Below are 21,328 nucleotides of genomic sequence, written 5' to 3' on the forward strand. Positions count from 1 at the left end.
ATTGAAGTGATTAAGCTTGCGTTACAAATGCTTGGCAAGATTCAATAAGCTCATCAATGTTCATATGTTGCGCACAGCTATCAGCAAGTCGTTGTATTTCCTGTTCTCGAAAGGCTTGATAATCGAAGTGTTCCGTGTCGCTAGCGCCAGCCCACTTTAAAGTCGCTTCTAATGATTCAGGGTGGTCGAGCAAACCATGTAAATAAGTGCCGATGATTTGTTTATCTGGTGAAATATAACCCTCATAAGACGACTCTAGCTGGATCAAAGGCTTGATGTCTTTGTGAAAGCTGGAAACACCCGAATGTATTTCATAGCCTTCTACGTGCGCAGCGGAACCATTATTGTCAGCCAGCCCTACAATCTTTCCTTTCTGTAATTTCAGCTGCTTTTCTTCTGCTAGCACGGTTTTCATCGGAATGAAGCCTAATCCAGTAGCAGAGCTATTGGTGGTTTTATTTTCTAAACCGAGCGGGTCTTCCAGTGTTTCTCCTAACATTTGAAACCCTCCACAAATCCCCAGTACTTTCCCGCCATAGCGTAAGTGACGATTAAGGTAACGTTCCCAACCTTGTTCTCTAAGAAAAGACAAATCCGTCTGAACGCTTTTGCTTCCCGGCAAAATAACCAAATCGCAAGCGGGAATGGCTTCGTTTGCGCCAACAATCGTCACGTCGACATTTGGGTGCAAGCGCAATGCGTCCCAATCAGTATGATTACTGGTGCGTGGCAGAACCGGAACCACGACTTTTAGTCGAGTTTCTGTCTTTTTAAAGGTATTGTGAGCAACGGCATCCTCAGATTCCAGATGAAAGCCTTGTAGATAAGGGAGCACTCCAATCACAGGCTTTCCGGTGCGCTCTTCCAACCAATCTAAACCGGATTGGAGTAGTGACTTGTCGCCTCTAAATCGGTTAATGACAAAGCCAATGACGCGCTTTTGCTCAGCTTGGCTTAATAGTTCAAGTGTGCCGACTAGGTGAGCAAAAACGCCGCCCTTGTCGATGTCAGCAATAATGATTACAGGGCAATCTACACTTTCTGCAAACCCCATATTAGCGATGTCTCGTGCTCGAAGGTTGATTTCAGCAGGGCTTCCTGCACCTTCGATCAACATCACATCTTGGTCTTCTGCAAGTGAATAGTAGGACTCAAGCGCTGAGGCTTTCGCGATCGTTTTGTATTCGTGATAACCAACGGCGTTCATGTTGCCGATTGCTTTCCCTTGAATAATAACTTGTGCGCCTGTATCGGTATTTGGCTTAAGCAAGATAGGGTTCATGTGAACATTTGGTTCTAGGCCCGCCGCCTGAGCTTGAACAGCTTGAGCTCGTCCTATTTCATGCCCTTCTGGCGTTACCGCGCTGTTAAGAGCCATATTTTGAGGTTTGAATGGTGCTACTTTGAGCCCTCTTTGCTTCATAATTCGGCATAACGCCGTGACCAATGTGCTTTTACCTGCATCGGACGTAGTGCCTTGTACCATCAAACTTAACGTTGTCATGTATTGTGTTCACTTAAATTGCTCAAATCAGTGTTAGAATTCTAACCTTGTTTTGCCTGAATTAGAGTGAATTTTTACCCTTTTATTATGATAGATTTTCTTGTGTCTCATTTTTCTGAAACGGCGTTTGTCGTTGTTGCCGCTTTGGTCTTAGATCGAATGATCGGAGAACCCAAAAATTGGCATCCACTCATTTGGTTTGGGCAGTGGGTTGATGCGTGTAAAAAACGCTTTCAACTGCCATTAGAAAACGGTGTATTTCACCAGCGGTTTATGGGCGTTGTCGCGTGGTTCGCTGCAGTTATCCCATGGGCTCTAATTTGCGTATTGATGGTAGGTGCATTGCCAAGTTGGATAAATACATTGCTGTCTATCTTAGTACTGTATTTTTGTGTTGGCTGGCAGAGCTTACGAGAGCATACACAGGCGATTTTAACCCCGCTTGAGGAAGGTAACATAGTGATTGCGCGGGAAGCCGTGAGTCGAATTGTTAGTCGTGATACTGCTGCGCTCGACGAATCCGAAACCGCCAAAGCTGGGATTGAATCGGTTCTTGAAAATGGTGCGGACGCGATCTTTGCGCCGATTTTTTGGTTTTTGCTGTTCGGCCCTGTTGGAGCGTTGGTGTATCGACTAAGCAATACATTGGATGCAATGTGGGGATACAAGAATTCAGAATTTCTTCAATTTGGTTGGTGCGCGGCACGAATCGATGATGTTATGAATTACATTCCAGCCCGACTCGTTGTGTTCACTTATGCAATTTGTGGTGAATGGGAACCTGCCACACGCTGCGCCAGACAACAATCTCATACATGGAAAAGCCCAAATGCAGGTCCTGTTATGGCTGCAGGAGCGGGCGCTTTGGGCGTAGAGCTAGGGGGAGAGGCGCCGTATTTTGGGAAACTAGAACACCGACCTGTTCTTGGTGAAGGGTTACCGCCTACACCGCATCATTTAAAAGAATCCATTAAATTAATCGATAAAGGGGTCTATCTTTGGGGAGTGGTAATTTGCATTTTGATCTAACCCCGCTAAAACACGGCGGAGATTTAAAAAGGTGGTCTCGTCTTACAAATGGCGTGGCGGATGATTGGTTAGATTTGTCTTCAGCGTGCAATCGAGAACCGTGGCCGATCCCCAATATACCGAACGAAGAATGGCATGAACTGCCTGATCAAAATGTGCTTTATAAAGCCGCGAGTGAGTACTTTAAGGTAAAGCCGATTGCAATTGGGTCAGGCAGCCAACAGTTTATTGAAGTGCTTCCCGTGCTTTTTTCTGCCAACACAACGATCAAAGAAAATGCTCGGAAAATCGTTAAAGTGCCTAAAATAGGTTACAAAGAGCATGCATTCGCGTGGAAAAAGTGGGGGTTTTCGGTTCAAAGTTATGAACATCTTGATGAATTAATCGATTCGACATGGTTTACCGCTGTTGTTGTAAATCCAAATAACCCAACGGCTGAGATGGCGAGTGTTAGTACGTTGGAAAAGCTACTAATTCAAGTACGCAGCACATCGAACAACCCAATTGATGGACTGGAAGCGCGGCACCTTGTGGTGGACGAAGCGTTTATGGATGCGACGCCTGAATATAGTTTGCTGACTAATCACATTGAAGACATCGCATTGGGGAACGTTTGGGTTATGCGGTCTGTTGGAAAGTTTTTTGGTTTACCGGGAGCCCGTGTTGGATTTTTGTTTGCTGCTCACGAATACGCAAATAGTATCAACAACCTCATCGGCCCTTGGGCGGTCGCAACGCCTGCTCTTTATCTTGTTGCCAAAGCGCTGAGAGATTCAAAGTGGCAAACGTGTGCTAGAGAGGCTTTGTCTATCAGGCATCAGCATTTTTGGCAGATTATTCGACCGAAACTGAATACCGTGTTTGATTCCCAAGCTGTTAGATCAAATGCGTTGTTTTATACATGGCAGCTTGATACAGAGGAAGAAACTGAGCAGGCTTTTGACTGGTTACACCGTGTCGGAATACATGTTCGTCGAGGTGAATGTTGGATTCGCGTTGCGTTACCCGCAATGGCGGAAATGGATCAACTTGATAAAGGTTTGATTCGATTAATTCGCGGTGATGGCTTAAAGGATCTTTCATGAAACACTTTGTACTGGGCGGGGTTCGCAGCGGGAAAAGCGCTTACGCGGAAAACTGGGCGACACTACGAGAAGGAAACGTTACTTATATAGCGACAACCAAACTGTGGACGGATGACGATGGAAACGTGCTGGATGAAGGCCTACTCGAACGGGTTGAGCTGCACAAACAAAGAAGGCCCACGAGCTGGCAGCTGATTGAAGAGCCCTTAGAGTTGGCGGTAACACTTCAAGAGGTTGCGGATCAATATCGAGGCACGCCACACACCGTCATTGTTGAATGTTGTGCATTGTGGATAACAAACCTTCTTTGTGACGAGCCAAGAAAAGACATTAAGCAATACAAGAACGCATTGCTTGAGGTTCTTTTATCGGTTGATTGTGACGTTGTTCTTGTTTCTGCTGAAGTGGGCTTGGGGATTATGCCGATGAATAAACTCGCACGTGAATTTTCAGATGAACTTGGTTCACTTAATCAAGAGATTGCGCAAAAATGTGACAAAGTCACGTTTGTGTCAGCAGGTCTGCCTTTATCATTAAAAGGCGAGTGAAACTTTTTTTCTCTGTGTCATGCAATTTTGATCAAACTCGACTAAAATGCGCTGCAATTTAAAGTTTGACTACATGGTTAAATATTATTGAGTGATTTTTAACCACTGTTTATTTCTAAGATTCCCCATTGAGTTCCGCTCTTGAGGGTGTAACGAAGTTAAAATTGCAGGAGCCAGCTATGAACCCATATTCGAAAGACTTTCCCGTTTCCTGGGAGGAACTACATCGTAATGCCCGCGCATTGTCTTGGAGATTGCTTGAACAAGGACCGTGGAAAGGCATTATCGCGATTACCCGAGGCGGATTAGTCCCCGCAGCAATTTTGTGCCGTGAAATGGACATCCGTTTGATTGATACCATTTGTGTCGTAAGCTACGGATCGGAAAGTAAGGGAGATGCGGCAATGAAGCAAGGTGACCTTAACGTATTAAAAGGCGTAGAAGGTGACGGCGAAGGCTTCATTCTTGTTGATGATCTTGTTGATACAGGCCGCACTGCGCAAAAAGTTCGCGATATGTTGCCAAAAGCACATTTCGCAACGATATACGCTAAGCCAGCTGGCAAACCGCTTGTAGATACCTTTATTACTGAAGTCAGTCAGGACACATGGATTCGCTTCCCATGGGATATGGAATACACCTTTTCTACACCGATTGCGGATCGTCATAGTCGTTAATTTTTGTAAATCTCTTTGAATGTCGTAGAATAGTTTCGCTAAACTGACTAATAGATGATGGAAGCAGTTGCTCTGCTTCTGTCTTTGAGATTGTTTCATCCAGAGAGATAGGACTAAACAAATTTCAAAGATGTAAGTGATAGTTTGTTGTATTGTCATGCCGTTACGATAGGATCATAGTGACAGAGTGGAGCTAGCGGCTGATAAAAGAGTGCAACGTTATAGCAAGATATGGAGCGAAATCTTTGTGTCTTAGCTTGGTCAATTAGTACAGGGTACTCGATTAACGGTCATTCACTGAGATTCTATAAAGGAAATACTATGAGACATTCTTTCCAGCGAGCATGTGTATATTTTGTACTCGTTTTCATTGCAGTCGGGTCAAAAGCATGGGCGGAAGGGTATGTCGCACGAGCTCAATTCTCTTCTGATGTTGTAGAAAGAGAGCCGATTGATGACATTGGTAATGTTATCAAGGTTGAATACGGCGAAATTCAGCGCGTGTATTTTTTTACCGATTTACGTGATATGAAAGGTAACCAAGTTATCCATCGTTGGCTATTAGATGGCGATGTACAAGCTGAAATTCCCTTTGATATTGGTGGCGATCGTTGGCGTGTCTGGTCGAGTAAAAAACTCATGCCCGGTTTTGATGGCACTTGGGCCGTTGAAGTCGTCAAAGACGGTAATATTGTCGACCGTTATTCATTCGATTATGTAGACGAGTATTAACCTATGTTCCACATTCGGGCACGAGGTTTGCCATTTGAAGACCTTGAATTCCTATCGGAACGTCTTATTCGTCAACTAGCTGATATTACCAAAATTTCGGCGTCTGCACTTTCCTTAGAATATGAAAAGTCCATCTATCTTGGTGTGGCGGGCGCATCTTCTAGCTTTCCTTACTTTGAAATATCATGGGTCAACACTGATCATGACTTAAAGCCTACGATTGCAGCTTCGATTGAAGAACTTGTTAGAACGGTTGTTGAGCCTCAGCAAGAAATCGTTGTTGTCTTCCACGAAATTGATCCGCAAAATTACTTCAAAAATGGAAAGCACGTTTGATTTAATGCCTTCAAAATCTGCTGATTGATCTCTAAATCACATCTTTGTTCCAACGTTTCTGTGGCTGCTTTTGTAGATACTGTCTTTGTATTCAAATCATCTCTCAATTCATGTAAAGACAAAACTAACGTTGAAAGTCATAAACACTGCCCAGTTTTAATATTTGGGTAAGTTCATCCAGTGCCTTTCTGCTTTCTTGAAGCAGTTGGGGATCCGATAAATCACTTTCGACCAATCGGTCTCGATAATGTTGTTCTACCCAATGGTTAAGCGTTCTAAACAGGCGCTCGTTCATGAGTGTGTTTTGGTTCAATGCGTTTTTTTCATTGTCAGTTAATACAACTCTCAAACGTAAACAAGCGGGTCCACCGCCGTTGCTCATACTTTGTTTTAGATCAAAGACTTTCACTTGATTAATAGGGGAGTCGTTTTCAACTATGCGCTGAAGATAGCCCCAAACGTTTGGTTGTGCTTGGCATTCATTCGGAACAACTAAGATCATCTCGTCGTTGCTTTGACTTAATAGCTGGCTATTAAACAGGTAAGATTGAATGCATTCTTGAACACTTACCTCCGAACTGGGGACTTCAACAAAGTGAAGTTTTTGTGTGCTGCCAGTGAACCTCCAAGCTCTTTGAAGATCGCTTTGCATTTTTGCGGAATCTAAAAATGCTTCTTGATGGTAAAAGTGGACATTTCTATTGCCCACGGCAATAACATCGTTGTGGAACACGCCTTTGTCGATAACATTGGGGTTTTGCTGAGCGAAGACCACTTGCTGTTCGTCTAAGCCGTGATTTCTTGCGATTGCTTGAGACGCTTCTAGCGTTTGACGTGCTGGGAACTTTTGCGGACGCTGGTTTTGGGTATTGAATGCAGACATTCCATAAACAAAGAATTCAATCCCTTTACCACCGTATTCAGAAGCAAAACGCGTATGGTTGGCGGCGCCTTCATCGCCAAAGTGTTCTACACTTGGCAGCGTCGGGTGATGAGCAAAGTGTGCTTCATCGCTAAACGTTGCTTTTAGAATACGGCCGGTTACTTCGTGCTCTATTGAGCGGTGAAATTTGTTCACTAAGTTTGCTGGAGTGAAGTGTATTCTGCCATCTTTCGTGTCTGAACTGGGTGAAACGGTTGCAGCATTTGCTGTCCACATACAGGAAGCGGAACTGACCGCGGCGAGCAATTTTGGCGCTTGCTTTAAAGCTTGTTCAAGAATGCCACTGTCTGAACCTATGAAGCCGAGCTTGCGTAATGTTGGAATATGAGGCCGCTCATGAGGTGCAAGTACACCTTGGACGAAGCCCATATCGGCCAACGCCTTCATTTTTTCCAGACCTTGCTTTGCGGCGGCTTTTGGATTCGACGGTTTGGAGGTATTACCCGTCGACGCGACATTGCCAAATGACAGCCCGCTGTAATTATGAGTCGGGCCAACTAAACCATCAAAATTTGCTTCGATCGTTGTCATAGTGCGCTCCTCACTTAGGAAAACGTAATCCAGGATTCAATGTATCTGGTATAGAGAGAGTTTCTACTTCAATACTGGCAACAGGGTAAGCACAGTAATCGGCAGCGTAGTAAGCGCTCGCTCTGTGATTTCCACTCGCACCTGTTCCGCCAAATGGTGCGGCACTAGACGCTCCGGTAGTTTGTCTATTCCAATTGATTATTCCTGCACGACTGTGTTGTAAAAACCATTCATATTCTTTTTTATCGTCCGACAATATTCCTGCAGAAAGACCGTATTGTGTGTTGTTCGCGACCTTCATGGCTTGATCCAAGGAATCGTAACGGATCACTGTGAGCAAAGGGCCAAAATATTCCTTGTCTGGTAGAGAGTCTAAGATGTCTGTTGCATCAATGATGCTTGGCGATACATAGCCTGTTGCTGAATCGCCACGTTTCATTGGAACAAGGCTTTTTGCGCCAAGCGTTATTAAATATTCATACGCTGAAAGCATGTTATCGGCTGCGCTGGCAGAGACGATGGGGCCCATAAAAGGTTGTGGTGTCGCATCGTATTTATCGACAACGATGGTTTTAGTGGCTGCTATTAGGTGCTGGAGAATGTTATCTCCATGTTTGCCTTTTGGTAGAAGCACTCGACGCGCACAGGTGCATCTTTGCCCAGAGGAAATAAAAGCGGACTGAATGATTTCGTGCACAACCGCGGGAATGTTAGTCGTCTGTCCAGAGACCAATAACGGGTTATTTCCACCCATTTCAAGAGCGAGAATTTTTCCCGGGTGACCAGCAAAATTTTTGTGAATTATCTGTCCTACCTCCGGACTGCCCGTAAAGAATAATCCATCGATTCCGATATGGTTTGATAAAATAACCCCCGTTTGTTTTTCACCTTGTACAAGGTTTAATACGCCATCGCTCAAACCTGCTTTCTCCCACAACTGAATAATGAGATCGGAGGTTGCAGGTGTTTGTTCAGAGGGTTTAAGAACGACCGTATTGCCGGCGATTAGGGCCGGTACAATGTGTCCGTTCGGTAAATGCCCAGGGAAATTGTAGGGGCCAAACACCGCGACAACACCATGCGGCCTGTGACGTAATTTCGCTGTTGCACCGGGAATATCTGTTGATTTTTCGCCTGTTCTTTCATCGTAGGCTTGTTTGGATATGGTGATTTTACCTACCATTGCAGCGGCTTCTGTTCGTGTTTCCCAAAGTGGTTTGCCCGTCTCTTGGCTGATAACCGTTGCAATCTCTTCTGAATGGCTTTTTAGCAGTTCAACAAACCTTCCTATAACAGCAAGGCGATCTGTTATAGGGAGGTTTGCCCACAAGGGAAATGCTGTTCTGGCGGCTTCTACGGCTTCATCCACTTGAGATGATGAGGCAGAATTTGCTTCCCATAAAACGTGCCCGTTACTTGGGTCAACAGAGGTAAATGTCGGCCCTTCACCTTCAAGCCATTGACCGTTAATGAAGTGTTTCTGTTTCATCGTATACTCCTAACGTTAGCAATAACTGTGTTATCTCGATCTGAGGTTGTCAGCGCAATGACTACCTTCTGGCATGTGGAGACAGTTCTACAATGCGCACTGGGTCTTTGTAATCGACTTTTAAATGTTTTGCTTCTTCATCGGATAGCACTAAACCGCTGCCTGGCGGAGTAGCACGCTGAATAAGAATGCATCGAAAGTCCTCTAGCTTGGCGTTTGAAACAAGATAATGTGTGCCTTCGTTCGCGTCTTTTGGAGTACCTACGGAAGATAAGCACAAACGGCTTTCTCGTACGGCGCGAATGTCTGAGATTCTGGCTTCGATGGTTGGGCCACCATCGAAAATATCGACGTAGTTTTCAAATCGAAACCCTTCTTGCTCCAGCAGATGACGGGCTGGCGCGGTTTTTTCATGTACCTTACCGAGTACTTCACGTGCTGATTCTGGTAAAAGGTTCACATATACTGGGTTATGCGGCATGAGCTCTGCGATAAATTGCTTGCTTCCTAAAGCCGTTAATTCGTCAGCACGTTCGAACTCAATAGAGAAAAAGTGTTTGCCAAGACTTTCCCATAGAGGTGATAGGCCGTTTTTATCGCATACCCCGCGCATTTCTGCGAAAATTTTCTCGGTAAAGCGCTCTGGAAACTGCGCAAGAAACATAAATCGACTTTTCGATAACAGTTGTCCATTTTTGGAATGGCGATAACTTTCTTCTAAAAAGAGAGTACAGACCTCACTAATTCCCGTGTAATCATTGTTTAACACTAATGTTGGATGAATGTTGTGCACGCCTAGCTCACGCGAGGAGTGCGTTGTCGTGCCAATGTGGTAGCTATAGAATGGCTCTTCCAAACCAACGGCAGCGAGTAATCCTGTTGTTCCGACAACATCGCCTGTTTCAGTGTCTTCTAATACAAATAAATAGTCTTCGTTAGCTGGTTGATTCAATTCCATTTTGGCGAACGAATGCAGTGATGCTTCAATTTTTCTTTGTAAAATGACTTCATCGGGGATCAGAGATGTGAAGCCAACTCCTGTTTGTTCTGCTAAACGGTACAGCGAAGTCATATCATCTATTTGAATAGGGCGTATTACCATCATGATAGAATTCCTTGTTCAGTTTTGTGTGAGAAGCGAATCAGTAACGCACATGCCTTTCGGTGCAGGTTAGTCGCTTTCGATGGACGTCGCTGAAAGCTGTTTTGGTTCACCCTTATAAGGTTGCCCATTGAATTTGACTCCCTGAGCCTATTGAAAGCCGCTCACTTGTTTGATCATCAATACTAAGACCTGCAACTTGCGATATGGCTCTCGCAGAAGTCACTCTAAAATCTTCAAGGTGTCCCGCACTAATTAAGTAAGATGCACTGTCAGTATTCTTCGCTTCTATTTCACTTTTTGTGGAGATCAGTGTTTTTCCGGATTTTTGTTCCCTGATGGTTCTCAAGTCTTGTATTCGAGCTTCTACGGTGGGGCCTGCATCAAAGATGTCGACGTACCCTCTGAATTCGAAGCCTTCATCCAAAAGCAGATCCGACGTTTTTGCGGAGTCTTCATGAACGACACCAATTACGTCTTGTGCTTCGCTAGAAAGAGTTGGGACATAGATAGGGTATCGAGGCATGAGATCGGCGATAAAATGCTTACTGCTGACGCCGGACAAGTAATCGGCTTTTTTAAAATCCATACTGAAGAAGTGTTTGCCTAACGATTCCCAAAAAGGGGAGTAGCCGTGTTTGTCGCTGTCGCCTCGAAGCTCAACAAATAACTTTTGCGTAAATCTGTCTGAATGCTTAGCAATAAAAAGAAGGCGGGCACGAGAAAGCAATGACATTGCTGTTGGGTTTTGGTGCTGATTATTTATGATCATTGCCATCATTCGACTGGTGCCGCTGTAATCATGACATAGAAATAACGCAGGGATACGATTGTGGATTTGCAGTTGTGGCGAGGCATGAACAACTTCATCAATGCGGTAACTGTAAAATGGGCTTTCTAGACCCACCATAGCTTCTAAGCCGGAGGTGCCTACGACATCTCCTGTTGCTTCATCGACCAACACAAATAAATAGGTTTCATCGCCGGGGTTGACGACGTCCGTCTGCAATGCGCGTTTTGACGATGCAATTTTATCGTTCAGTCTGTCACGATTCGCAGGGAAATTCGTAAACCCAATACCAGCTTGTTGAGCGAGACGCTCTAGTGCGGGTAAATCTTGAAAATCTGCTGGTCGAACAAGGTACATGTAGAACTCCTAAAAACGGCGTGGGCAACAGATGTGCGGTTTAAGGCAATCAATTGTTTTTTTATATACTTAAATTATTACTTAAGTGATCGAGATTAAGTAGGGAGCAACTTTTCAAATTGCGACTCAATATTTTGGCTTTTGGACATATTCGGTCGAATTTGAGTAAGTGAGGAAGAGGCGATGGATTGTATTGAGTTTGTCTCGTTAAAAAGCTCGCTTTTTAACGGATTGCGATCCAAGATTAGGAGCGTTTTTAGGAAGGCAATGAAGTCGTCAATGATAAGAGATAAATTTGATGCCTTTTTAGTTACTACTTCCTTATGTCATTAAATATTTATTAAGTTTTGAGATTGCTATGAAATCAGGAGTTTACCGCCACTACAAAGGGGCAGAATATTGGGTTGAGCGCGTCGCCAGACACAGCGAGACGGAAGAAGAATTAGTAATCTATCAGGCATTGTACGGTGAACGAGGGTGGTGGGCTCGACCAAAGAGCATGTTCATTGAAAATGTTATGGTCGAGGATGAGGAGATTCAACGTTTCGAATGGTTACGTGAATCGATCTAAATAGGTAAATCAGTATTAGGTTCGCTTAATACCCATGGAGATTCGCGCATAGAATCGATGATTTTATTGCGCAACCATTTGTGTGCTGCGTCATTGTTGTATCTTTCATGCCAACATATATGAATGGGGTGTCGTCCATTATATGGGTCTAGATCGATCGCTTCTTGTGGCATAGGCAGCACTTTTACTGGGTGGAAGCCTTCCTTGTGTTCTGTAATAGAGCAGAATAATTCCCCAATCGATTTTGAAGTAACCAATGCCATACCGCGTTTTACCGCTTGCAGTGTAACCATGAGGCTTTCAGCTTCAAGCTTTGGTTCAACATCGTACCCTTTTTGTTTTAGGCGTTGCTTAATCGCTTGGGCGGAAGCATGTTCTAAGCTTTTGAAATGATGAGTCACAATTTTATAGTTCATGAGTTCATCAAGGGTAAGTTCATCTTTATGGTACAGAGGATGAGATTCACTAACGACCAGACATGCCTCAATGTAACCAACCAGCGTGCTGCGAATATGGCTAGGCGTATCATTAACCGCAACAACGCCAATATCGCATTGACCATTTATAAGCTCTTCAAAGTTAGAGTCTCCCCAATTTAAGATAGAGAGTTTTACTTCAGGCGCTTCGTAATGGATTGTCGCTAATAAAGGCTCAATAAAGGTTTCTAAATCCCCCTCATTCGCGCGAATTTTAAAGCGGCGACTTAGTGTTTTTAAGTCGAGTTCAGAGGGTTTCATTAAATCGGTGAGAGAGTTCAATATCGGCTGAACTCGATCGTGTAGTTCTTTTGCTTTGCTTGTGGGGCTTAAGCCATAAGCCTGTCGCGTAAACAGTTGGTCGTTGAAGAGAGTGCGTAAACGCTGAAGTGATTTACTCAACGCAGGTTGAGTCACGTTTAATCGTTCCGCTGCGCGCGAGACGCTGCCTTCTTCCATTATCGTAATGAAGGACACTAATAGCTTAATGTCGAGCTTCATTATGTTTTCTTCATGCATAGTTGTACCGCTCTTAATCAGACTACCAGTAAAAGGGGAACTGGTAGTCCGTTTAAAGATTATCTAATTTCAAACTCTGAAGGTTTTCTATATTTAACACGGAATAGAATAGCGTAGAAAACCGGGACCGCTATCAATGTTAAGACTGTTGCGAAGCCAAGACCGAAAGAAATAACAACGGCCATTCCTTCAAAGAACGCATCATAAAGCAAAGGAATCATTCCAAGAATCGTGGTGATCGCAGCCATACAAACTGGGCGTACACGACTTACTGCGGAGATGAAAATTGCTTCGTAAATTTCGGTTCCTTGCTCTCGTTCGTAGCTAATTTGGTCCGCGAGAACGATACCGTTTTTCACGATCATGCCCGATAGACTCAAAAATCCGAGTAACGCCATGAAGCTGAATGCGGTGTTCATAACGAGCAAACCGGACGATACGCCAATTAACGCGAGAGGGACACAGAACCAGATCACTAATGGGATTCGGATCGAGTTAAAGAGCAATATCGTAATGATAAACATGAACAAGTAACCCATTGGCAGAGCGCTAAAAATATTAGCCTGTGCATCGCTACTGCTTTCATATTCACCACCCCATTCAAGCTTATAGCCGATAGGAAGCTCGATCGCCTCGATAGGCACTCTAATGCGGTTGAAGACCGACATGGCGGTTTCGTCACCAAGAATTAAAGGGTCGGACATGATCGTGATGGTTCTTTTACGATCTCGGCGCTCTATGATTGGATCTTCCCATACCGTCTCAAAGCCACTTACCAGTGTAGCAAGACGAACGTATGAACCTGACGATGGGCTGTAGATCTGCATATCACGAATTTGTGCCGTGGAAGTATGCTCATCGTGTGGCGTCGTTAGGATGATCGGAAGTAAATCTGTACCGTCTCGGTACGTACCAACTTGCTTACCGCTGAAGTTAGTTAGCAATACGTCATCGAGTGCAGCTTTACTGATTCCTAGGCGTCTTGCTTGAACATCGTCAAACAATGGACGTAACACTTTGACCGGTTGGCGCCAATCGTCTTTGATGTTTTCTAGACCGCCGTCAGCATGATAAATCTCTTTGATTTTCTCACTTACGTTACGTAATACTTCAGGGTCAGGGCCGCTTACTCGAGCTTCTACTTTCGCACCAGAAGATGGTCCAAGCTCTAGTCGAGCAAATTTAACATGAATCTCAGGGTATTCTTTGTTCATCTGAGCATAGAGCTCTTTTAGAAGTCCTGGAATTTCTTCCTGAGTATGCGTTCGTATAATGAATTGAGCATAGCTGGAGTTAGGTTGCTCTGACGAATAGGTAAGCAAGAAGCGCGGCGCACCTTGACCTACAGTAGAAACAACATACTCGATGCGCTCATCTTTAATCAGCTTAGCTTCAATCTCTTCGGCTTTGTCTTTTGTCGCGTCAATATGCGTTCCTTCAGGTAGCCAAACATTCATATAGAACATCGGTGTTGTTGAAGGAGGGAAGAATGCCTGTTTTACAAATTGAAAAGCCCAACCTGATGTGAACAAAGCGGCGATCAACAGCACAACGGTTATCCAGCGAAAACGCATTGCGATGTTCAGTAGCCATTTGTACCCAACAAAAAGAAAGCCTTTATACGGGTCTTCAGAAGAAGATTCGTCATCTTGCTTCTGTGAATCTTTGAAGAAAAGATCGCAAAAGAAAGGCGTTAACGTTATTGCCGTTACCCAGCTAAGGAGCAGGGAAATAAGCAGAACGTAAAAAAGCGAACCTACGAACTCGCCGACAGAGTCAGGAGATAATCCGATTGGCGCAAAGGCAACAACGGCAATGACAGTTGCGCCTAACAAGGGCCATTTAGTCTGTTTAACAACACTGCTGGCAGCGTCGAACTTTGTCATGCCTCGTTTTAGGCCAATTAACACACCTTCCGTTACAACAATGGCATTATCAACCAGCATCCCCAGTGCGATAATTAACCCACCTAACGAGATACGTTGAAGGTTGATGCCAAAATAATTCATGACAATGAAGGTGCCAAGAATGGTTAACAATAGGATTAGGCCAATTAGAATGCCTGAGTAAATGCCCATGAAAACAAGTAGGACAAGGATAACGATACCGACAGCAGCCACAAGGTTGAATAGGAAATCATTAACCGAACGATCCACTTCTTTTGACTGGAAGTAAACGGAATCCATGCTGATACCAACGGGTTGTTGGTATTTAAGTTCATCTAAGCGTTGATCAATACGCTTACCCACTTCGACTACGTTGACGTTACTGCTGAATGAAATACCTAACAATAAAGAGTTAGATCCGTTAAAGCTCACATAGTGCTCTTGTGGGTCAACGTATTCTCGTTTAATCGTAGCGATATCGCTTAAGCGGATTAACTTACCTTCAACAGGTGTTCCTACGATGAGGTTTTCAAGTTCAGAGATGTCTTTGAATTCGCCCGTTGGGCTAATACGGATGTACTCAGAACCTACTCGAACTCGGCCCGCATTGGAGACTGCGTTTTGATTAGCAAGTAAAGATTTAAATTGATCTGTAGTGATGCCCATTGTTGCCAATTTAGCGCGAGACACTTCAATTGTGACTTGCTCATCTTGTTCGGCAGAAATTTCAACTTTAGCGACACCGTTGACGAGAACAAGCTCTCGTTTGAGGTAATCGACATAATCTTCTAAATCTTTATAAGGGTAGCCTTCACCGTGTATCGCCAGCATAACACCGTACACGTCACCAAAATCGTCAATCACAATTGGCGTTTGAACACCTGTAGGAAGTGTTCCAGACATATCGCGAATTTTCTTACGCACTTCATCCCAAATTTGTTTGAGAGCTTGCGCGCGATATTTATCTTTAATGGTGATTTGAACTTTAGAATATCCCGCTTTGGATGTTGATTTTATTTTATCAACGTAAGGGAGGTTCTGAAGTTCCCGTTCAATAGGATAAGTTACCTCTTCTTCAACCTGTTCTGGTGAAGCGCCTGGGTAAAGAGTCACGATCAATGTGTCTTTAATCGTAAATTCAGGGTCTTCAAGCTGACCTAGGTTAGTAAATGCGATGGAACCACCCACTAACAAGATCAGTGTCACCATCCAACTAGTGACTTTTCTTTGTATAAAATAGCCTGCGATATTCACGTTTAAATGCCTCGCTCTCGTGTCCAGGGACGAACTTTCATATTCTCAGTAAGGCTGTGTATACCTGCAGCAACGACTTTGTCGTTAGGGTTAAGACCGGTCAGAATTTCAATTTTGTCGTCTTGCAACTCACCCAGTTCAACTTGGCGTGATGACACACTTTGAGTAGATTCATCATAAATCCATACAATGCTGTATGACGTGTTTGATTGCGTATCTTCCTTACGCATCACGGCTTCAACAGGTACGGTAATATGAACTTTTTTACCGAGTAATTTACCTACATCGATGTCAACGTTCGCAGTCATGCCAGGCAGTAAGAATAATGAGTCGCCATCACTTTCGAGTAGTTCCAAAGTAACGTCATAAGCTTTTGTTTGTTTGTTTGAGGTTGTCTCGTGCTCTTTGTATATTCCGTGATATTCAAAGTCAGGAGAGGCGTCGATATAAACGTTTGGAATCATTTCTGTTGTCGGATTCTGAATATTGACAACGATGTGCTCAGGTACTTGGAACAATACATCCATCGTATCGATATTCTGGATGTGCATAAGCGTTTGGGTGGCATTGACGTATTGGAAGTTTTCCACATCAACGGATGCAATTACGCCGTCAAAGGGGGCGTACAATTTGGTGTAGCCCAGTTGATTTCGGCTGCTTTTTAACGCATTGGAGGTTTGATCAAGGTTTGCTTTGGCTTCGTCATATTGCGATTTTGTTGTCGCATTTTGTTTTAGCATGGTTTTTATACGACCAAACTGAGACTTAGCCAGTCGATTGTTGGCTTCCGACAGCTCAACCTGCAGTTTAAAGTCAGTGGGGTCTAGTGTTGCGAGTAAGTCGCCTTTTTTTACTCGTTGACCGGATACTACATTTAGAGAGGAAAGCTGTCCGCCAACTCTAAACGCTAAATACGCTTCTTCGCTCGCTTGCAGTTCACCGGGAAAACGACGAACGTTTTCCGCTTCAGTTGAAGCCACGTTAATAAGTTTCACCGGTCGGATAACTTCTTCGGCAACGACTTGTGTTTCTTCTGGAGAGCAGGCTGAAATTAAGCTTGCAGCAATTATGGCAGCGCCCACCAGGTTTGTTTTACGCAAAAAGCGGTTCATGCGGTACTCCGTAACGTCAAAGAAATATTTAATAACTTTATTTTATATCTGGTCTGAATGAATATGAATTCATGTGTATATATGTCATGTATGCCTAAAATTCATATCTTGCTAAATATAGACGAAAATTGTGTCATTTCGTGGAAAAGCAGGCTGGAAAATAAGGATTTAAATAGCACGTATTTAATCTTCGAAAGATTATCTAATCTATGCTTATTGTAGGTCAGAGTTGATATCGTGATTTATTCGATTTTTTACAGTGAATTGAGGGTGCTCTTTTTTGGAGAGAATGTTCGCAGCCTATTGTTTTTTTCATGATCGTTCTAGAAGTTCGTAACAGTGTATATACTGAAATAACGGTTTTGATTTGATCTTACGCAGTTTCGCTCCATTGCCAATGACTAATGAGGATATATGCTAAGTAGAAAAAGGATCCAGGCTACTTCAGGAGTTTGGCCGCTCATTTTGATGGTTGCTCTGTTTATTATGGGCTGTTCTTCCACAGGAAATCAAAATACTTCAAATGTAGATGCCAATATTTCGGTTATTCGAGCAAATAACAATATTCAAATGATAGTTGAAGGCGATAGAGCCTACTTATCAGGGGTATTAGGCAGCGACCTCTCGATCACGCTAGAGTCTATGATTGAACAGCATCCAAATGTAACAGAACTTGTGTTAGTTGATGTGCCAGGCAGTTTAGATCAAGAGGCAACTATGAACAGTGCTCGTCTTATAAGGCGTCTTGGTTTAAACACTCATATTTCTCGTACTGGCTATGTATTGTCTGGTGGAGTGGATCTATTCTTAGGAGGAGTAAAGCGAACTATTGGGCCAGGTGCCGCTGTTGGGGTACATGCATGGCGAGATCAAAACAGTCCTTCTACCAGCAGTGGTATTAAAATGGAGGGGGTGATCGATATGTCAGACCCAGTGCATGCAGAGTATGTGAATTTTTATCTATCGCTGGGCGTTCCTGAACGGTTTTACTGGTTTTCACTAAATGCCGCACCAGCTGAGCGCATTTATTATCTTACATCTGAAGAAATTTACGACTTTCACCTTGCTACAGATTGAAAGCCTGTTTGTGTTGCTAAATAGGAGCAAAGTTTGGATCAATTTGAACTTTTTACGATTGAAAGTCCATGTCGAGGTGTTTGCGAAAACAGTAAAAAAGGATATTGCAAAGGGTGTTTACGCAGTCGAGAAGAGCGTTTTTATTGGCATGGTATGACGGATATGGAGCGCCGCCATGTATTGCAATTGTGTCGTTCTCGGTGGCAAAGAATCATTAAGACTCGTCAGGATAAAACAAAAAAAGAAGGCGCAGAGTCATCATTACCATACGGCATTGATGACGCTGACATTCCAGATTTATTTTCAAGCCTCGTTACTCACAACGAGTAATATTTGACTGAAAACCTAACCAAAAATAGCTTCAAGTGCCTCTGAAAGTCGCTCGACTCCGATGACAGACATACCTTCAATTGGCTTTTTAGGGCAGTTGGTTTTTGGAACGATTGCTTTTGTAAAGCCATGTTTAGCCGCTTCGGTAATGCGTTCCTGACCTGATGGCACTGGGCGGATTTCGCCAGACAATCCCACTTCTCCAAGTACAACTAAATCATGCGGTAGAGTTTGATCTCTAAAGCTTGAGACAACTGCAGCAATAGCTGCAAGGTCAGCACTTGTTTCAACAACTTTAACGCCACCCACAACGTTTAAATAAACATCTTGATCGGATGTGTGCAGGCCACCATGTTTATGCAAAACGGCTAAAAGCATAGCGAGACGGTTGTGGTCAAAGCCCACTGTGACGCGTCTAGGATTACCAAACGCAGATTCGTCAACGAGTGCTTGCAGTTCAACGAGAAGTGGTCGAGTTCCTTCCCAAACAACCATAACAAGACTGCCAGCGGCGGGGTGCTTTGAACGGTTTAAAAAGATGGAGCTTGGGTTTTTAACTTCTTTAAGACCATTTTCAAGCATGGCAAAAACGCCAAGTTCATTGATGGCACCGAAGCGGTTTTTCATGCCACGTAGAGTACGAAAACGAGAGTCTTCTGAGCCTTCTAACAACACAGAACAATCTACCATGTGCTCAAGCACTTTTGGACCGGCGAGAGAACCGTCTTTTGTTACATGGCCTACAAGTAAGACAGCTGTTTGAGTCTGCTTTGCGAAACGGGTTAAAACCGCTGCACTTTCACGTACTTGTGAAACACTGCCCGGAGCAGATTCAATGCCATCCAAATGCATCACTTGTATGGAGTCGATCACCATCACTTTAGGTTTAACTTGTTCTGCGATATTTAGAATGGACTCGACATTGGTTTCTGAAAGCATTTTTAAATTCTGAGTCGGGAGGTTTAATCGCTGTGCTCGCATGGCAACTTGTTGTAGCGACTCTTCCCCTGTTACGTAAAGCGCTCCTTGCTGCTGAGCGAGCCAGCACATGGTTTGCAAAAGTAATGTGCTTTTACCCGCACCCGGATGCCCGCCGATTAGAACCACACCACCTGGAACTAAACCTCCGCCTAACACTCGATCAAATTCACTGGCCCCTGAGCTAAAGCGTGGGACGTCGCCAAGGTTTACTTCTGATAAGTCTTGTACTTGGGTAGTAGAACCTGCGTAACCTTGTCGTCTAGGGTCCTGAGTGGCAGCCACTCGGGCAGATGTTTTTGGAGAGGTAAGACGTATTTCCTGAAGTGTATTCCATGCGCCACATGCTTGACATTGTCCTTGCCATTTAGCGTAATCGGAACCGCAGTCATTGCATACAAAGGCTGTTTTTGCTTTTGCCATTATTTGTCTCTGAGTTGTTATGCTTTTAGTAACGACCCCACCCCCTCCCCTTATGAAGGGGAGGGAAATTGAAATATCTCAGCGCTGTTCCTCCCCCTTTATAAGGGGGAGGCTAGGAGGGGAATTAAACAATTTGATTTTACGTTTAATAGTAACAGAGGATAAGTAATTAATGTGGGCTAAAAACAACAAACCCCCGCAGATGCGAGGGTTTGTTTTATCTTGATCCAAGCTCTATCTTTGCGATAAAGCGATTGGATTAAGGTGTATCTTAGTTCTTAGTGAACTCAGGGTATGCTTCCATACCACATTCTGCAAGGTCAACGCCTTCGTACTCTTCTTCTTCAGAGACACGGATGCCCATGATAGATTTCAGAATTAACCAAACAACCAAGCTAGCAACGAATACCCATACAAAGATTGTTAGGCCACCAGCGATTTGACCGCCGAATGTTGCTCCGTCGTTTGTTAGAGGCACTGCAAGTAGACCCCAAACACCAACAACACCGTGTACAGAGATAGCACCTACTGGATCGTCAATTTTCAATTTATCCAATGTTAGGATAGATACAACAACGATCAAACCACCGACAACACCAATTAGAGTTGCACCCAGTGCAGATGGTGTAGAAGGCTCAGCAGTGATTGCTACAAGACCAGCAAGCGCACCGTTTAATAGCATTGTAAGGTCAGCTTTGCCGAACAAAATGCGAGCTAGGATAAGAGCTGCGATTGCACCGCCTGCTGCTGCTGCGTTTGTATTAAGGAATACCATTGCAACAGAGTTAGCGTTAGCGATATCACCCAGTTTCAATACAGAACCGCCGTTGAAACCGAACCAACCCATCCAAAGAATAAATGTACCTAGTGTTGCTAAAGGAAGGTTAGCACCAGGAATCGCACGTACTTCACCGTTCGGGCCATATTTGCCTTTACGAGCACCCAGTACAAGAACACCCGCTAGTGCAGCTGCAGCACCCGCCATATGTACAATGCCTGAGCCTGCGAAATCAGAGAAGCCCATGTCGCCAAGGTTGTACATACCGAATACATCGTTGCCGCCCCAAGTCCAACCACCTTCAAGTGGGTAGATAACCGCTGTCATTACAACTGCGAAGGCTAAGAAAGCCCAAAGTTTCATGCGTTCAGCAACAGCACCTGAGACAATAGACATTGCAGTCGCAACGAATACAACTTGGAAGAAGAAGTCAGAAGCGCCAGAGTAGATTGAGCCGCCTTCGAAACCGCCTTCACGACCGTCAAAGTCAGATAGAGTAGATGCAACATCTACGTCTTGAATACCAGATAGGAACCAATCGCCACCGTACATGATGTGGTAACCGACAACTAGATACATGATACAAGAGATCGCAAACAAAGCGACGTTCTTGGTAAGAATTTCAGTGGTGTTTTTAGAGCGAACTAGGCCCGCTTCTAACATGGCAAACCCAGCTGCCATCCACATAACTAATGCACCACACACCAGAAAGTAGAAGGTGTCCATAGCATATTGTAAGTGATAAACTTCTTGCATTTTTCGCCCCCCTAAAGGCTTGTAAGATTAAAACGGTTTTATTAT

The 21,328-nt window shown here is 44.0% G+C and carries 19 protein-coding genes; 9 read left to right on the forward strand and 10 right to left on the reverse strand.

The genetic code is table 11. The features are described from left to right. Nucleotides 1-10: 10 nt before the first annotated feature. Nucleotides 11-1,504: a cobyric acid synthase gene (locus DFP79_RS07950; protein ID WP_133503403.1), complete on the reverse strand. Its 1,494-nt coding sequence runs from the start codon at nucleotides 1,502-1,504 to the stop codon at nucleotides 11-13. Between the two features lie 102 nt (nucleotides 1,505-1,606). On the opposite strand from DFP79_RS07950, the gene cbiB reads away from it, so the two are divergent. From cbiB to DFP79_RS07980, 6 genes are all read left to right on the forward strand, one after another. Continuing rightward, nucleotides 1,607-2,533, forward strand: coding sequence for an adenosylcobinamide-phosphate synthase CbiB (cbiB, locus tag DFP79_RS07955; protein ID WP_341777642.1), 927 nt, complete (start codon nucleotides 1,607-1,609; stop codon nucleotides 2,531-2,533). Further along, a complete protein-coding gene (locus DFP79_RS07960) occupies nucleotides 2,503-3,618 on the forward strand; it encodes an aminotransferase class I/II-fold pyridoxal phosphate-dependent enzyme (RefSeq protein ID WP_243730230.1) in 1,116 nt (371 codons plus the stop codon). Before cbiB ends, DFP79_RS07960 begins: the two co-directional genes overlap by 31 nt. Continuing rightward, nucleotides 3,615-4,166, forward strand: coding sequence for a bifunctional adenosylcobinamide kinase/adenosylcobinamide-phosphate guanylyltransferase (gene cobU / locus DFP79_RS07965; protein ID WP_133503405.1), 552 nt, complete (start codon nucleotides 3,615-3,617; stop codon nucleotides 4,164-4,166). The genes DFP79_RS07960 and cobU overlap by 4 nt, the downstream gene beginning before the upstream one ends. Before the next feature lie 179 nt (nucleotides 4,167-4,345). Continuing rightward, nucleotides 4,346-4,843: a xanthine phosphoribosyltransferase gene (gpt, locus tag DFP79_RS07970; RefSeq protein WP_133503406.1), complete on the forward strand. Its 498-nt coding sequence runs from the start codon at nucleotides 4,346-4,348 to the stop codon at nucleotides 4,841-4,843. 321 nt (nucleotides 4,844-5,164) lie between these two features. Next, nucleotides 5,165-5,575 carry a DUF2914 domain-containing protein gene (locus DFP79_RS07975; RefSeq protein ID WP_133503407.1) on the forward strand — a complete coding sequence of 137 codons (411 nt, stop codon included), beginning with the start codon at nucleotides 5,165-5,167 and terminating at the stop codon, nucleotides 5,573-5,575. A 3-nt stretch (nucleotides 5,576-5,578) separates the two neighbouring features. Beyond that, nucleotides 5,579-5,911, forward strand: a complete 333-nt coding sequence (locus DFP79_RS07980; protein ID WP_133503408.1) for a DUF1904 family protein — start codon at nucleotides 5,579-5,581, stop codon at nucleotides 5,909-5,911. A gap of 124 nt (nucleotides 5,912-6,035) precedes the next feature. Here the strand turns inward: DFP79_RS07980 and astB are convergent, their stop codons facing one another. The 4 genes from astB to DFP79_RS08000 form a co-directional block, all read right to left on the reverse strand. Beyond that, on the reverse strand, nucleotides 6,036-7,385 hold the full coding sequence (gene astB, locus DFP79_RS07985; protein ID WP_133503409.1) for an N-succinylarginine dihydrolase: 1,350 nt from the start codon (nucleotides 7,383-7,385) through the stop codon (nucleotides 6,036-6,038). A gap of 10 nt (nucleotides 7,386-7,395) precedes the next feature. Continuing rightward, nucleotides 7,396-8,874 carry a succinylglutamate-semialdehyde dehydrogenase gene (astD, locus tag DFP79_RS07990; protein ID WP_133503410.1) on the reverse strand — a complete coding sequence of 493 codons (1,479 nt, stop codon included), beginning with the start codon at nucleotides 8,872-8,874 and terminating at the stop codon, nucleotides 7,396-7,398. A 61-nt stretch (nucleotides 8,875-8,935) separates the two neighbouring features. Continuing rightward, a complete protein-coding gene (gene astA / locus DFP79_RS07995) occupies nucleotides 8,936-9,979 on the reverse strand; it encodes an arginine N-succinyltransferase (RefSeq protein ID WP_133503411.1) in 1,044 nt (347 codons plus the stop codon). 112 nt (nucleotides 9,980-10,091) lie between these two features. Continuing rightward, the gene (locus DFP79_RS08000) at nucleotides 10,092-11,123 is read right to left on the reverse strand and encodes an arginine N-succinyltransferase (protein ID WP_133503412.1); all 1,032 of its coding nucleotides are present in this window, start codon (nucleotides 11,121-11,123) and stop codon (nucleotides 10,092-10,094) included. A gap of 358 nt (nucleotides 11,124-11,481) precedes the next feature. Between DFP79_RS08000 and DFP79_RS08005 the strand changes: the two genes are divergently transcribed. Beyond that, nucleotides 11,482-11,694 carry a DUF1653 domain-containing protein gene (locus tag DFP79_RS08005; RefSeq protein WP_133503413.1) on the forward strand — a complete coding sequence of 71 codons (213 nt, stop codon included), beginning with the start codon at nucleotides 11,482-11,484 and terminating at the stop codon, nucleotides 11,692-11,694. Here DFP79_RS08005 and DFP79_RS08010 read toward each other — a convergent pair. From DFP79_RS08010 to DFP79_RS08020, 3 genes are all read right to left on the reverse strand, one after another. Next, the gene (locus tag DFP79_RS08010) at nucleotides 11,691-12,671 is read right to left on the reverse strand and encodes a LysR family transcriptional regulator (protein ID WP_243730231.1); all 981 of its coding nucleotides are present in this window, start codon (nucleotides 12,669-12,671) and stop codon (nucleotides 11,691-11,693) included. The genes DFP79_RS08005 and DFP79_RS08010 overlap by 4 nt on opposite strands. A gap of 77 nt (nucleotides 12,672-12,748) precedes the next feature. Then, a complete protein-coding gene (locus DFP79_RS08015; RefSeq protein WP_133503415.1) occupies nucleotides 12,749-15,829 on the reverse strand; it encodes an efflux RND transporter permease subunit in 3,081 nt (1,026 codons plus the stop codon). Nucleotides 15,830-15,831: 2 nt separating this feature from the next. Continuing rightward, entirely contained in the window at nucleotides 15,832-16,941 is a 1,110-nt protein-coding gene (locus tag DFP79_RS08020) for an efflux RND transporter periplasmic adaptor subunit (protein ID WP_013662560.1), read from the reverse strand. Between the two features lie 414 nt (nucleotides 16,942-17,355). On the opposite strand from DFP79_RS08020, the gene DFP79_RS08025 reads away from it, so the two are divergent. Next, the gene (locus DFP79_RS08025) at nucleotides 17,356-18,018 is read left to right on the forward strand and encodes a COG3904 family protein (RefSeq protein ID WP_208111406.1); all 663 of its coding nucleotides are present in this window, start codon (nucleotides 17,356-17,358) and stop codon (nucleotides 18,016-18,018) included. 33 nt (nucleotides 18,019-18,051) lie between these two features. After that, the gene (locus DFP79_RS08030; protein ID WP_133503416.1) at nucleotides 18,052-18,348 is read left to right on the forward strand and encodes a DUF1289 domain-containing protein; all 297 of its coding nucleotides are present in this window, start codon (nucleotides 18,052-18,054) and stop codon (nucleotides 18,346-18,348) included. Nucleotides 18,349-18,363: 15 nt separating this feature from the next. Here the strand turns inward: DFP79_RS08030 and radA are convergent, their stop codons facing one another. Together radA and DFP79_RS08040 are read right to left on the reverse strand one after the other, a co-directional pair. Continuing rightward, nucleotides 18,364-19,749, reverse strand: coding sequence for a DNA repair protein RadA (gene radA / locus DFP79_RS08035; protein WP_133503417.1), 1,386 nt, complete (start codon nucleotides 19,747-19,749; stop codon nucleotides 18,364-18,366). Between the two features lie 271 nt (nucleotides 19,750-20,020). Beyond that, a complete protein-coding gene (locus tag DFP79_RS08040; RefSeq protein WP_133503418.1) occupies nucleotides 20,021-21,283 on the reverse strand; it encodes an ammonium transporter in 1,263 nt (420 codons plus the stop codon). Nucleotides 21,284-21,328 lie beyond the last annotated feature (45 nt).

The sequence above is a fragment of the Marinomonas balearica genome (assembly GCF_004362145.1).
GTDB classification, from domain to species: domain Bacteria; phylum Pseudomonadota; class Gammaproteobacteria; order Pseudomonadales; family Marinomonadaceae; genus Marinomonas; species Marinomonas balearica.